Here is a 13,761-nt window from a genome sequence, read left to right on the forward strand (position 1 = left end):
GAATCAAGCAATTCGTGTGGGAGCTCATCAGCAGGCTGATGTCGTCGATTAAGGAGGTGATCCAGCCGCAGGTTCCCCTACGGCTACCTTGTTACGACTTCACCCCAGTCATGAATCACACCGTGGTAACCGTCCTCCCGAAGGTTAGACTAGCTACTTCTGGTGCAACCCACTCCCATGGTGTGACGGGCGGTGTGTACAAGGCCCGGGAACGTATTCACCGCGACATTCTGATTCGCGATTACTAGCGATTCCGACTTCACGCAGTCGAGTTGCAGACTGCGATCCGGACTACGATCGGTTTTGTGAGATTAGCTCCACCTCGCGGCTTGGCAACCCTCTGTACCGACCATTGTAGCACGTGTGTAGCCCAGGCCGTAAGGGCCATGATGACTTGACGTCATCCCCACCTTCCTCCGGTTTGTCACCGGCAGTCTCCTTAGAGTGCCCACCATAACGTGCTGGTAACTAAGGACAAGGGTTGCGCTCGTTACGGGACTTAACCCAACATCTCACGACACGAGCTGACGACAGCCATGCAGCACCTGTGTCAGAGTTCCCGAAGGCACCAATCCATCTCTGGAAAGTTCTCTGCATGTCAAGGCCTGGTAAGGTTCTTCGCGTTGCTTCGAATTAAACCACATGCTCCACCGCTTGTGCGGGCCCCCGTCAATTCATTTGAGTTTTAACCTTGCGGCCGTACTCCCCAGGCGGTCAACTTAATGCGTTAGCTGCGCCACTAAAATCTCAAGGATTCCAACGGCTAGTTGACATCGTTTACGGCGTGGACTACCAGGGTATCTAATCCTGTTTGCTCCCCACGCTTTCGCACCTCAGTGTCAGTATCAGTCCAGGTGGTCGCCTTCGCCACTGGTGTTCCTTCCTATATCTACGCATTTCACCGCTACACAGGAAATTCCACCACCCTCTACCGTACTCTAGCTTGCCAGTTTTGGATGCAGTTCCCAGGTTGAGCCCGGGGCTTTCACATTCAACTTAACAAACCACCTACGCGCGCTTTACGCCCAGTAATTCCGATTAACGCTTGCACCCTCTGTATTACCGCGGCTGCTGGCACAGAGTTAGCCGGTGCTTATTCTGTCGGTAACGTCAAAACAGCAAGGTATTCGCTTACTGCCCTTCCTCCCAACTTAAAGTGCTTTACAATCCGAAGACCTTCTTCACACACGCGGCATGGCTGGATCAGGCTTTCGCCCATTGTCCAATATTCCCCACTGCTGCCTCCCGTAGGAGTCTGGACCGTGTCTCAGTTCCAGTGTGACTGATCATCCTCTCAGACCAGTTACGGATCGTCGCCTTGGTGAGCCATTACCCCACCAACTAGCTAATCCGACCTAGGCTCATCTGATAGCGCAAGGCCCGAAGGTCCCCTGCTTTCTCCCGTAGGACGTATGCGGTATTAGCGTTCCTTTCGAAACGTTGTCCCCCACTATCAGGCAGATTCCTAGGCATTACTCACCCGTCCGCCGCTGAATCGAAGAGCAAGCTCTTCTCATCCGCTCGACTTGCATGTGTTAGGCCTGCCGCCAGCGTTCAATCTGAGCCATGATCAAACTCTTCAGTTCAATACTGCTTGGGTTTTTAAGAAACCCTAAACTTGGCTCAGCAATCTCAAATGACTATGTGATTTCTCGCATGGTCACTTGTGATGCTGATAATCTTTGTGACTATCAGTCCATACTCACAAGCACCCACACGAATTGCTTGATTCAATTTGTTAAAGAGCGGTTGGTTAAGAGCCTTTCGTCTCAACCGAGGCGCGCATTTTACGCTTTCCTCATTTGCTGTCAAGCGTTTATTTTGAAGTTTTTTGCGAGAAACTCGTTTAGCTTCAAACACTTGACTCGCCGCGATCTCTCGTAGCGGGAGGCGAATCATACAGCGTTTAGAAGCGCTGTCAACCACCATCTTAACCGCTGACGATCTTTCGATCGAAGCCCTTCAAACTTCGTCTTGACTATTTAACTCATTGAATCTCAAGGAGTTTTTCGTTCCGACTACGCTGGAAGTGGGGCGCATTATAAGGGGATTCGAAATCGCGTCAACCCTTAATTTCAAGAAAGTGACATATAAAGGGAAAAGGGCCGCATCAAGGCTGACAGGTGCCCGCCATTACCCTTTCGGCGCCTATGAGATCGAGCGCCGCCCGCGCGACGCAAGGCCGCTCCTACATTTGTTTCGGGCCAGTTATTCCTGAGGGATAGGCGCGCGGCGCCTTGGTGCCTGTCTCGATATAGAAAACGGGGAGGCCTTCCGGCCTCCCCGCTTCACGTCACGCCTTAAAGGCTAGGGAACGCAAACTGCGACGCCTCATGGCTAGCCCGCTGCGGCCAGCGCTGGGTGATCGCCTTGCGGCGGGTATAGAAGCGCACACCATCCGGCCCATAAGCATGCAGGTCACCAAACAGCGAACGCTTCCAGCCACCAAAGCTGTGATAAGCCACCGGTACCGGCAGCGGCACGTTCACACCAACCATGCCCACTTCGATCTCGTCACAGAACAGGCGCGCCGCCTCACCATCACGGGTGAAGATGCAAGTGCCGTTGCCATACTCGTGATCGTTGATCAGTTGCATGGCCTGCTCCAGGCTGTTCACCCGCACCACGCACAGCACAGGGCCGAAGATCTCTTCTTTATAAATGCGCATCTCCGGGGTCACCTTGTCGAACAAGGTGCCACCCACGAAGTAACCATCCTCATTACCCGCCACACGGAAGCCACGGCCGTCTACCACCAGCTTGGCGCCAGCAGCCACACCGTCGTCGATATAGCCAACCACCTTGTCACGGGCAGCAGCCGTTACCAGCGGGCCCATGTCCAGGCCACAAGACGTACCCGCACCGATCTTCAAGGCTTTGATCTGGGGCTCCAGCTTGGCGATCAGGGCATCTGCAACCTGGTCACCCACGCACACCGCCACGGAAATAGCCATGCAACGCTCACCGCACGAACCGTAGGCAGCCCCCATCAGGGCGCTGACGGCGTTGTCCAGGTCAGCATCAGGCATCAGCACGGCGTGGTTCTTCGCACCACCCAGCGCCTGGACGCGTTTGCCGCGCTTGGTGCCTTCGGCATAGATGTACTCGGCAATTGGCGTCGAACCTACGAAGCTCAGGGCTTTTACCTCTGGGGCCTCGATCAGTGCATCCACCGCTTCCTTGTCACCGTGCACCACGTTGAGGATGCCCTTCGGCAGGCCAGCCTCCAGCAGCAGTTGCGCGATGAACAGGGTCGAACTCGGGTCACGCTCGGAAGGCTTGAGGATGAACGCGTTACCGCAGGCAATGGCCAGCGGGTACATCCACAGCGGAACCATGGCCGGGAAGTTGAACGGCGTGATACCGGCAACCACACCCAGCGGCTGGAAGTCGGACCAGGCGTCAATGTTCGGGCCCACGTTGCGGCTGTACTCGCCTTTGAGCACTTCCGGCGCCGCACATGCAAACTCGACGTTCTCGATACCGCGCTTCAGCTCGCCCGCAGCGTCTTCCACAGTCTTGCCGTGCTCTTCGCTGATCATCTGCGAGATGCGTGCTTCGTTCTGCTCCAGCAGTTGCTTGAAACGGAACATCACCTGGGCACGTTTGGCCGGCGGTGTGTTGCGCCAGGCCGGGAACGCCGCTTTGGCCGAGTCGATGGCCTCCTGCACGGTCGCACGGCTGGCCAGTTCGACCTTGCGCACGGCCTGACCGGTCGACGGATTGAAGACATCGGCGGTGCGCTCACCCTTGGTAACCAGCTCGCCGTTGATCAGGTGCTGAACAATGCTCATGCATAACTCCAGATAAAGAGGGGTGTTACAAGCGCGTGATCACCTCACGCGCCTGTCGACATTTTCGCGAAGATCAATCGATCAGGTTCAGGGTCTCGCCCACTGCGTCGAACAGGCGGTCCAGTTCCTGCGGCTGGGTGTTGAAGGTTGGGCCGAACTGCAGGGTGTCGCCACCAAAGCGAACATAGAAGCCCGCCTTCCACAGCTTCATCGCCACTTCATAAGGGCGCACGATCGCATCGCCATCGCGGGCAGCGATCTGGATCGCGCCGGCCAGGCCGTAGTTGCGGATGTCGACGACGTTCTTCGTGCCTTTGAGACCGTGCAGCAGCTTCTCGAAGTGCGGCGACAGTTCGGCAGCGGCCTGCACCAGGCTTTCCTTCTGCAGCAGGTCCAGCGCGGCGAGGCCGGCGGCGCAGGCTACAGGGTGGGCCGAGTAGGTATAGCCGTGGGGGAACTCCACCGCGTATTCCGGGGTGGGCTGGTTCATGAAGGTCTGATAGATCTCGGTGCTGGCAATTACCGCACCCATCGGGATGGCGCCGTTGGTCACCTGCTTGGCGATGCACATCAGGTCTGGCGTTACGCCGAAAGCTTCAGCACCGGTCATCGCGCCCATGCGGCCGAAACCGGTGATCACTTCGTCGAAGATCAGCAGGATGTTGTGCTGGGTGCAGATCTCGCGCAGGCGCTTGAGGTAGCCCTTCGGTGGCGGCAGAACACCTGCCGACCCCGCCAGCGGCTCGACAATCACCGCCGCGATGTTCGAGGCATCGTGCAGCTCGATCAGTTTGAGCATCTCGTCGGCCAGGGCGATGCCACCCTCTTCCGGCATGCCCTTGGAGAAGGCGTTTACCGGCAGCACGGTGTGCGGCAAATGGTCGACGTCCAGCAGCTGGCCGAACATCTTGCGGTTGCCGTTCACGCCACCCAGGCTGGTACCGGCGATGTTCACGCCGTGGTAGCCGCGGGCACGGCCGATGATCTTGGTCTTGCTCGCCTGACCTTTCAGGCGCCAGTAGGCACGCACCATCTTCAACGCTGTATCGGCGCACTCGGAACCGGAGTTGGTATAGAAGACGTGGTTCAGATCACCCGGAGTCAGCTCGGTGATCTTTTCAGCCAGCTGGAACGACAGCGGGTGGCCGAACTGGAAAGCTGGGGAGTAATCCAGGGTGCCAAGCTGACGGGTTACCGCCTCGGTGATTTCCTTGCGGGTATGCCCGGCACCGCAGGTCCACAAGCCAGACAAGGCGTCGAAAATCTTGCGCCCCTTGTCATCTACAAGGTAGTTGCCTTGCGCCGCCACGATCAGGCGTGGGTCGCGATGGAAATTGCGGTTGGCGGTGTAGGGCATCCAGTGCGCATCCAGCTTGAGCTGGCTGGCGATACCGGTGGGGGCGGTTTCGGGCATGTTCATCGGCGGTTCCTCGGAAGACGATTAGGCAACGATGGATGTTGTTGCAGCTAAATTGGCACGGCGATAAAGTCTGAAAAAGCCTGCATTTCTAATCTTCAGATAGGGCAACACTAAACTAATGAGCCGACGCCCCGACCCACTCGCTCAAGTCAGCGATTTTGACATTCGCCTGTTGAAGATCTACCGCAGCGTCGTCGAGTGCGGCGGCTTCTCGGCAGCCGAGAACGTACTCGGGATCGGCCGCTCGGCCATCAGCCAGCAAATGAACGACCTGGAGCAGCGCCTGGGCCTGCGCCTGTGCCAGCGCGGCCGTGCCGGTTTTTCGCTGACCGAGGAAGGCCGCGAGGTCTACCATTCGGCCTTGCAGTTGCTCAGTGCCCTGGAGAGCTTCCGTACCGAGGTCAACGGGCTGCACCAGCACCTGCGCGGCGAGCTGAACATCGGCCTGACCGATAACCTGGTGACCCTGCCGCATATGCGCATCACCCATGCGCTTGCCGAGCTCAAGGACCGCGGCCCTGACGTGCGCATCAACATCCGCATGATCGCCCCCAGCCAGGTCGAGCACGGCGTGCTCGACGGCAGTCTGCATGTTGGCGTGGTGCCACAGACCATCGCCCTGTCAGGCCTTGAATACCAACCGCTGTATAGCGAGCGCTCGCTGCTGTATTGCGCGGTCGGCCACCCGCTGTTCTATGCCGACGATCACCAGATAGACGACGACAGGCTCAACAGCCAGGAGGCCATCACCCCAACCTTCCGCCTGCCAGCCGATGTCCAGGCTCACTACCAGGCGCTGCACTGCACGGCCAGCGCGTCGGACCGCGAAGGCATGGCGTTTCTCATCCTCACCGGGCGCTACATCGGCTACCTGCCAGACCACTACGCCAGCTTCTGGGTGCAGCAAGGCCGGCTGCGGGCCCTCAAGCCCCGCCAGCGCTTCTATGACCTGAGCCTGAGTTGGGTGACACGCAAAGGGCGGCGGCCGAACCTGGTGCTGGAGAGCTTCCTGGATAGCCTGGCTGCGACACGCTGATGCCAGTCTCTGACGCAAACGCTTGTCACTTCGGCGTAGGCAGGTAATCTTGTCCGACAGCCGCTGCCACTGACCCGTACGGAATCGTCCATGACCCTTGAAGTCCCAGCGCATCGCCTCTCCGCCTCGGGCAAGCCCGCCGGCCGCATCCGCCAGAAGAACGAACAGGCCATCATCCAGGCCGCCGAAGACGAATTCGCCCGCCATGGCTTCAAGGGCACCAGCATGAACACCATTGCCCTGAAGGCCGGTTTGCCCAAGGCCAACCTGCATTATTACTTCACCAACAAGCTGGGCCTGTACATTGCCGTGCTGAGCAACATCATCGAGTTGTGGGACAGCACCTTCAACGCCTTGAGCGTCGAGGACGACCCGGGCCAAGCGCTGAGCCATTACATCCGCACCAAGATGGAGTTTTCGCGGCGCAACCCGCAGGCCTCGCGGATCTTCGCCATGGAAGTGATCAGCGGCGGCAGTTGCCTGAACGAGTACTTCAGCGCCGACTACCGCGAGTGGTTCCGCGGCCGGGCAGCGGTGTTCCAGGCCTGGATCGAAGCGGGCAAGATGGACCCGGTCGACCCGGTGCACCTGATCTTCCTGCTCTGGGGCAGCACCCAGCACTACGCCGACTTCGCCACGCAGATCTGCCAGGTCACCGGCCGCAGCCGCCTGACCAAGCAAGACATGGAAGACGCCAGCAACAACCTTATCCACATCATTCTCAAGGGGTGCGGCATCAAGCCGAGTGCCTGACAGCCATTTATGCCTTCTACCCTGCTCGACCTCTGCGAGTTTCGTGAAGAAATCCGCAAAAGCCGTTTCATCACCCTCGCCGGCCCGATTACCAGTGCTGCCGAGGCGATGAGCTTCATCGAACGCCACAGCGACCTGGCCGCTACCCACAACTGCTGGGCCTGGAAGCTGGGCGGCCAGTATCGCAGCAATGACGATGGCGAGCCGGGTGGCACCGCCGGTCGCCCGATCCTGGCGGCTATCGAAGCGCAAGACTGCGATCAGGTGGTGGTGCTGGTGATCCGCTGGTACGGCGGCATCCAGCTGGGCACCGGAGGCCTGGCCAGGGCCTATGGCGGCGGCGCCAACAAATGCCTGCAACAGGCTCCCAAGCGGTTGTTGGTGCAACGCAGCGAATTCACCTGCAGTTGCAGCTTCAGCGAGCTGGCGTTGCTGAAACTGCGCCTGGCAGAGGCTGACGGCCTGGTGCTGGATGAACAGTTCACCGCCAATGGTGTAGACCTGCACATTGCGGTGGGTGAAGCCCAGCTGGCCGCGCTGCAACAGCAGCTGGCCGACCTGAGCCGTGGGCGCATACTGCTCGAAGCACGCTGAACATTACGCACATGAACTGTGGGCCTGCCTGTGGATAAGCTTGGGGCACTCTCTTGCAGGCTAGGTTTTTCAAGGCCTGCAGAGCTTTGATCATATTTTGATCACTATTTGATGACAGCTGCAAATGACTGAAACCCTGAGAGTTATCCCCAAACCCGATTCACAAGGCAGCCCCGGCAACCCGTGTAGCTTGCACACAATAACTGTGGAACAGCCTGTGGATAACCCGTTAGCCAATAGGCCAAACGCCCAGCCACACAAGGCCTGGCGCAACTGATCATTAATTAACCAAAGGCGGGCAAGGCGGCAACTGCCAGTCTGCAGTATCCTCAATACCTTTCTTTTGCAATCGATCAAGGAGCGCGTCCACATGGCCACCGCAAAAACCGCACTCATCATCGGCGCCTCCCGTGGGCTTGGCCTGGGCTTGGTGCAACGCCTGCAAGAGGACGGCTGGAACGTCATCGCCACGGTGCGCGACCCGCAAAAGGCCGGCGCCTTGGCCAGTGTCCCCGGTGTGCGCATCGAGCAGCTGGAGATGAATGATACCGCGCAGCTCGACGGGCTGAAGCAACGCCTGCAAGGCGAAGTGTTCGACCTGCTGTTCGTCAACGCCGGCGTCATGGGCCCGCTGCCACAAGACCTGGAAACCGTCCGCAACCAGGACATCGGCGACCTGTTCATGACCAACGCAGTGGCGCCCATCCGCGTCGCCCGGCGCCTGGTCGGCCAGGTTCGCGAGGGCAGCGGCGTGCTGGCCTTCATGAGCTCGATCCTGGGCAGCGTGACCGTGCCGGACGGCGGTGAAGTCTGCCTGTACAAAGCCAGCAAGGCGGCGCTGAACTCGATGATCAACAGCTTCGTTGTCGAACAGCAGCGCCCCGGCCTTTGCGTACTGGCCATGCACCCTGGCTGGGTGAAGACCGACATGGGCGGCGAGAACGCCGAGATCGACGTACTCACCAGCACCCGCGGCATGCTCGAGCAGATCAAGGCGCAAAGCGGCAAGGGCGGCCTGCGCTTCATCAACTACAAAGGTGAGCCCCTGACCTGGTGAATTGAAAGCTGCGTGGCGAGGCAGTAGACTCGATGCCTCGCCCCCGCGGCGGACCTGGATCAGCAGACAGGGCAACACTGAGCTGGCTAACCTGAACCCACTTTCAGAGGAGCCGGCACCATGCCTGCGACCCGCATCTGGTTGAAATCCCCGCTTGCCATCTTCACCGCCAACGACACCGACGCCCGTGGCGGGCTGGTCATCGAAGACGGCCGTATCACACAGCTTCTGGCCCTCGGCGAAAGCCCCAGCCAACCCTGCGACCAAGTGTTCGATGCCCGCGAGCATGTGGTCACCCCGGGCCTGATCAACACCCACCACCACTTCTACCAGACCCTCACCCGGGCCTGGGCACCTGTGGTCAACCAGCCGCTGTTCCCTTGGTTGAAGACGCTGTACCCGGTGTGGGCACGCCTGACCCCCGCGAAACTGGCGCTGGCCAGCCAGGTAGCACTGGCCGAACTGCTGCTGTCGGGTTGCACGACCGCCGCCGATCACCATTACCTGTTCCCCCAAGGCCTGGACAATGCCATCGACGTGCAAGTCGACGTGGTGCGCCAGCTGGGCATGCGCGCGATGCTGACCCGCGGCTCGATGAGCCTGGGCGAAGACGACGGCGGCCTGCCCCCGCAGCAAACGGTGCAACAGGGCGAGGTGATTCTGGCCGACAGCCAGCGGCTTATCCACAGCTACCATGAACGCGGTGACGGTGCGCAGATCCAGATTGCCCTGGCGCCCTGCTCGCCCTTCTCGGTCACGCCTGAAATCATGCGGGCCAGTGCCACGCTCGCCGAAGAACTGGACGTGCGCCTGCACACCCACCTGGCGGAAACCCTCGATGAGGAAGACTTCTGCCTGCAACGCTTCGGCCTGCGCACAGTGGACTACCTGGACAGCGTCGGCTGGCTCGGCCCACGCACCTGGCTGGCTCACGGCATTCACTTCAATGCCGACGAAATCGCCCGCCTGGGCGCGGCCGGCACCGGCATCTGCCACTGCCCGAGCTCGAACATGCGCCTGGCCTCGGGCATCTGCCCGACCGTGGACCTTGAAGCCGCCGGCGCCCCGCTGGGCCTGGGCGTCGACGGGTCGGCCTCCAACGATGCCTCCAACATGATCCTCGAAGCCCGTCAGGCCCTGTACCTGCAGCGCCTGCGCTATGGCGCCGAGCAGATCACCCCGGAGCGTGCCCTGGGTTGGGCGACACGGGGTTCGGCACGCCTGCTCGGGCGCCAGGACATTGGTGAGCTGGCCGTTGGCAAGCAAGCCGACCTGGCGATGTTCAAACTCGACGAGCTGCGCTTCTCGGGCAGCCATGACCCGCTGTCGGCGCTGCTGCTGTGCGGAGCCGACCGGGCCGACCGGGTCATGGTCGGTGGCCAGTGGCGGGTGGTCGACGGCCAGATCGAAGGCCTGGATATCCAGGGCCTGATCGCCAACCACCGCCAGGCCGCCGCGCAACTGATCGCCGGTTGAGCCAACACAGGGCCTGGCCGGGCGCATTGCCTGGCCAGGCCCTGTAGAATGGCGACAACCGTACCTGATCGAGATAACCACCTATGTATGACTGGTTGAACGCCCTGCCCAAGGCCGAACTGCACCTGCACCTGGAAGGCTCGCTGGAGCCCGAGCTGCTGTTTGCCCTGGCCGAGCGCAACAAGATCGCCCTGCCCTGGGCCGATGTAGAGGCACTGCGTGGCGCCTATGCCTTCAACAACCTGCAGGAATTCCTCGACCTTTATTACCAGGGCGCGGATGTATTGCGTACCGAGCAGGACTTCTACGACCTGACCTGGGCCTACCTGCAACGCTGCAAGGCGCAGAACGTCATCCACACCGAACCGTTCTTCGACCCGCAAACCCATACCGACCGCGGCATCCCTTTTGAAGTGGTGCTCAACGGCATCAACCAGGCGCTCAAGGATGGCCGTGAACAATTGGGCATCAGCAGTGGCCTGCTCTTGAGCTTCCTGCGCCACCTCAGCGAAGAAGAAGCGCACAAGACACTCGACCAGGCCCTGCCCTTCCGCGATGCGTTCATCGCCGTAGGCCTGGACAGCTCTGAAATGGGCCACCCGCCTAGCAAGTTCCAGCGTGTGTTCGACCGCGCCCGCAGCGAAGGCTTCGTCGCCGTTGCCCACGCCGGTGAAGAAGGCCCGCCCGAATACATCTGGGAAGCCCTGGACCTGTTGAAGATCAAACGCATCGACCATGGCGTGCGCGCCATCGAAGACGAGCGCCTGATGCAACGCATCATCGACGAGCAGATCCCCCTGACCGTCTGCCCCCTGTCGAACACCAAGCTCTGCGTGTTCGACCACATGCGCCAGCACAACATCCTGGACATGCTCGAACGCGGGGTGAAGGTCACGGTCAACTCGGACGACCCAGCCTACTTCGGCGGCTACGTCACCGAAAACTTCCATGCCCTGCACACCCACCTGGGCATGACCGAAGACCAGGCCCGCCGCCTGGCGCAAAACAGCCTGGACGCGCGGCTGGTCTGATTGGCGGGTGGCGTTGCGGTCAGCCGACCTGCAACGTCGTGACGCGGGCAATGCGATTGATGTGCTGGATGCCCAGCGCCGAGATATGCAATGCCCGCGTATCCTCGGACTCGCGCATCCAGCCAGACTGAAGAAACAGCCTGAACAGGGCCTGCCCGAGCACGCCCCCCAGGTGAGGGCCCTGGTTGTTCCAGTCGGTGCAGCGGCAGATCACGCAACCCCGTTGCTGGTGTGGCGCCAGGGCGTCGATGTAAACGCCCACCAGCGCCAGCTCGGCCCGCCCTCGCTCACTGACCACCAGTTGACGGTCGGTGCCCTCCAGCCAGCCGGCCGCCACCAGGCGGTGGTACAACTCGCCGGCAAGCTCCCCACCCAGATGGTCCCCGCAACGCCGCGCCCTGCGTAGCGACATGGGCAGTTGCGTGGCAGTCGCCTCGGGCGGGTGCGCTTTGGCGCTGCACAACTGCACGCTGGCCAATGCCTCCACCGCAGCCCCCACCTGCGGGGTCGCCAAGCGGAAGTAGCGTTTACGCCCGCGCGCTTCGTGCCTGAGCAAACCGGCCGAAGACAGCAACGAAAGGTGGGCGCAAGCGGAGGATGACGTCAACCCGGTCATCATCGCGAGTTCGTTCGCCAGGCGCGGCGTGCCGTCGATCAACGCCCAGAGCATGGCACTGCGCTTGGGGTCGGCCATCAGGCTGGCGATCTGGCTGATACTGCTGACTGCGTTCATATCCCTGTAACTCCCTGCACGTTCACATGTGGATGCAATGGCCAACCCTGGCAACGCGGATCGCCTGCCTGATAATTGCCAGCACCGACAGGGAAACCCCTCTCGCTGACACTGGCTCTGGGGGCCAGTATAAGCCGCAGAAAACCCCACTCAGGCAGCCAGCGGATGCGGCCCGCCTGTCTGAAGTCCATTGGGTATGCCTACCCATGCGAGATGATGTGCAGGTTCGTGGAACGCGCCGAAACCGCGCAGATGAACAATGCCCCAGAACTTTGCGGGGCACAGACAGCGCATGAGGAATAATCGCCCGGAGTACATTCGGATGCGACCGACAGCGGGCTACCATAAATAGCGCAAACAAAAGCGAAGCTTCTACATGCTTCCAGGCATTACACCCGGGCAGCATGAAGTAATGTGGGAAATAACAGCGCCACTGACCGTCAGTCAGAACGCAGATACCGGTCATGGCATGCACAGGGCACAGCGCTACACTTCATCCGCTCTCAACCCCATTGGAGGTATGCCGCGATGAAAATTGTCGTCAGTGCGTCGAGCCGCAACCCGATCTGCCCCTGGCAGGTTCAGCTCGACCAACACGTGGTCAGTTTCCGCAGCGAGGCCGAAGCACGTGCCTTCGTCGCCACCTTGGAAACCCGCCTGCAGGCGCCCCACCCGCTTACGCAGGCCGCCTGGCCTGCAAGCGCCGGGTCAGCAGCGCGACACTGACCACCAGTGCCCCGCACAGGCTGATCACCAGTGTCATCGGCACCGCACTGCCATCGTGCAACAACCCGACCAATGCCGCTGCGCCCGCGGCGACGCTGAACTGCAGGCAGCCCATCAATGCCGAGGCGCTGCCTGCCCGTGCGCCCTGCCCACTCATGGCGCAGGCCGAGGCATTGGGGATGATGCAGCCCAGGCTTGCGATGCACACGAACAACGGCACCAGCAGCGGCCACAATTGGCTCGGCCGCAGCGCGGCAACGCCAAGCAACAGCAAACCTGCGGCCAGGTACATCCACACTGCGCGCACCAGCAAGAAAGCCGGGCCACGCTTGGCCAGCAAGCGTGCATTGACCTGCGCCACGAGGATAAAACCCGCCGCATTGGTGCCGAACAACCAGCCGTAATGCTCGGCAGGCACGCCATACAGCTTGATGAAGACGAAAGGCGAGCCGGCGATGTAGGCAAACATACCGGCAATGGCAATACCACCGGTCAAGGCATGGCCGAGGAACACCCGGTCATTGAGCAGGCGCAGGTACTGGCGCAACGCCCCCGACAGCGGTTGGCGCGGCATGTCCGCCGGCAGGCTCTCCGGCAGGCCCAGGCTGACCGCCAGCAGGCAGGCGGCACTGAACAGGCTCAGCACCAGGAAGATCGACTGCCAGCCCGCCAGGTTCACCAACACCCCGCCCAGCATCGGCGCGAGGATCGGCGCCAGGCCCATCACCAGCATCAGTTGCGAAAACACTTTGGCCGACGCCACCGGGTCGCACTTGTCACTGACGATCGCCCGCGACAGCACCATCCCGGCGCAGCCGCCCAGCGCCTGGACGAACCGCGCCAACACCAGGGTATCGAGGTTGGGGGCATAGGCGCACGCCAGCGAGGCCAGGGTAAACAGTGTCACGCCAAACAGCAGAGGCTTGCGCCGCCCGAAGCGGTCGGCCACCGGGCCATACGCCAACTGGCCGATGGACAGGCCAAGGAAGTAGGCGGCCAAGGTGGTCTGGACGTGTTTTTCATCGGTGGCGAAAGCCTGCGCCATGGCCGGGAAGGCGGGCAGGTAAAAGTCGATCGCCAAAGGCCCGAACGCACTCAATGCGCCCAGGATCAGCACCATTCGCAGGTTCATCAGGAATCC

The 13,761-nt window shown here is 61.1% G+C and carries 11 protein-coding genes and 1 rRNA gene; 7 read left to right on the top strand and 5 right to left on the bottom strand.

The window, feature by feature from the left end:
* Window positions 1-49 precede the first annotated feature (49 nt).
* The 3 genes from PC358_RS25665 to aptA form a co-directional block, all read right to left on the bottom strand.
* Window positions 50-1,586, bottom strand: a 16S ribosomal RNA gene (locus PC358_RS25665).
* Between the two features lie 714 nt (window positions 1,587-2,300).
* Window positions 2,301-3,794 (bottom strand): CoA-acylating methylmalonate-semialdehyde dehydrogenase, encoded by a 1,494-nt coding sequence (locus tag PC358_RS25670; RefSeq protein WP_033703351.1) that lies wholly within the window; start codon window positions 3,792-3,794, stop codon window positions 2,301-2,303.
* Window positions 3,795-3,867: 73 nt separating this feature from the next.
* Window positions 3,868-5,214 carry an omega-aminotransferase AptA gene (aptA, locus tag PC358_RS25675; protein ID WP_033703352.1) on the bottom strand — a complete coding sequence of 449 codons (1,347 nt, stop codon included), beginning with the start codon at window positions 5,212-5,214 and terminating at the stop codon, window positions 3,868-3,870.
* A gap of 118 nt (window positions 5,215-5,332) precedes the next feature.
* Between aptA and PC358_RS25680 the strand changes: the two genes are divergently transcribed.
* The 6 genes from PC358_RS25680 to PC358_RS25705 all read left to right on the top strand — a co-directional run bounded on the left by PC358_RS25680 (window position 5,333) and on the right by PC358_RS25705 (window position 11,161).
* Window positions 5,333-6,250, top strand: a complete 918-nt coding sequence (locus tag PC358_RS25680) for a LysR family transcriptional regulator (RefSeq protein WP_033703353.1) — start codon at window positions 5,333-5,335, stop codon at window positions 6,248-6,250.
* A gap of 90 nt (window positions 6,251-6,340) precedes the next feature.
* Window positions 6,341-7,003: a TetR/AcrR family transcriptional regulator gene (locus PC358_RS25685; RefSeq protein ID WP_033703354.1), complete on the top strand. Its 663-nt coding sequence runs from the start codon at window positions 6,341-6,343 to the stop codon at window positions 7,001-7,003.
* 9 nt (window positions 7,004-7,012) lie between these two features.
* Complete coding sequence (locus tag PC358_RS25690) at window positions 7,013-7,597, top strand: IMPACT family protein (RefSeq protein WP_033703355.1); 585 nt, start codon at window positions 7,013-7,015, stop codon at window positions 7,595-7,597.
* A 370-nt stretch (window positions 7,598-7,967) separates the two neighbouring features.
* Window positions 7,968-8,654, top strand: coding sequence for an SDR family oxidoreductase (locus PC358_RS25695; RefSeq protein ID WP_033703357.1), 687 nt, complete (start codon window positions 7,968-7,970; stop codon window positions 8,652-8,654).
* Between the two features lie 120 nt (window positions 8,655-8,774).
* Window positions 8,775-10,130, top strand: coding sequence for an 8-oxoguanine deaminase (locus PC358_RS25700; RefSeq protein WP_033703358.1), 1,356 nt, complete (start codon window positions 8,775-8,777; stop codon window positions 10,128-10,130).
* Between the two features lie 83 nt (window positions 10,131-10,213).
* The gene (locus PC358_RS25705; protein WP_033703359.1) at window positions 10,214-11,161 is read left to right on the top strand and encodes an adenosine deaminase; all 948 of its coding nucleotides are present in this window, start codon (window positions 10,214-10,216) and stop codon (window positions 11,159-11,161) included.
* A 19-nt stretch (window positions 11,162-11,180) separates the two neighbouring features.
* On the opposite strand, the gene PC358_RS25710 is transcribed toward PC358_RS25705, so the two are convergent.
* Window positions 11,181-11,894: an ArsR/SmtB family transcription factor gene (locus PC358_RS25710; RefSeq protein WP_033703360.1), complete on the bottom strand. Its 714-nt coding sequence runs from the start codon at window positions 11,892-11,894 to the stop codon at window positions 11,181-11,183.
* Between the two features lie 528 nt (window positions 11,895-12,422).
* On the opposite strand from PC358_RS25710, the gene PC358_RS25715 reads away from it, so the two are divergent.
* On the top strand, window positions 12,423-12,620 hold the full coding sequence (locus tag PC358_RS25715) for a hypothetical protein (protein WP_033703362.1): 198 nt from the start codon (window positions 12,423-12,425) through the stop codon (window positions 12,618-12,620).
* Here the strand turns inward: PC358_RS25715 and PC358_RS25720 are convergent.
* Window positions 12,571-13,752: a multidrug effflux MFS transporter gene (locus tag PC358_RS25720; RefSeq protein WP_033703364.1), complete on the bottom strand. Its 1,182-nt coding sequence runs from the start codon at window positions 13,750-13,752 to the stop codon at window positions 12,571-12,573. The two genes, PC358_RS25715 and PC358_RS25720, sit on opposite strands and share 50 nt — an antisense overlap.
* Window positions 13,753-13,761 lie beyond the last annotated feature (9 nt).

Source organism: Pseudomonas capeferrum, from assembly GCF_000731675.1.
GTDB lineage: Bacteria > Pseudomonadota > Gammaproteobacteria > Pseudomonadales > Pseudomonadaceae > Aquipseudomonas > Aquipseudomonas capeferrum.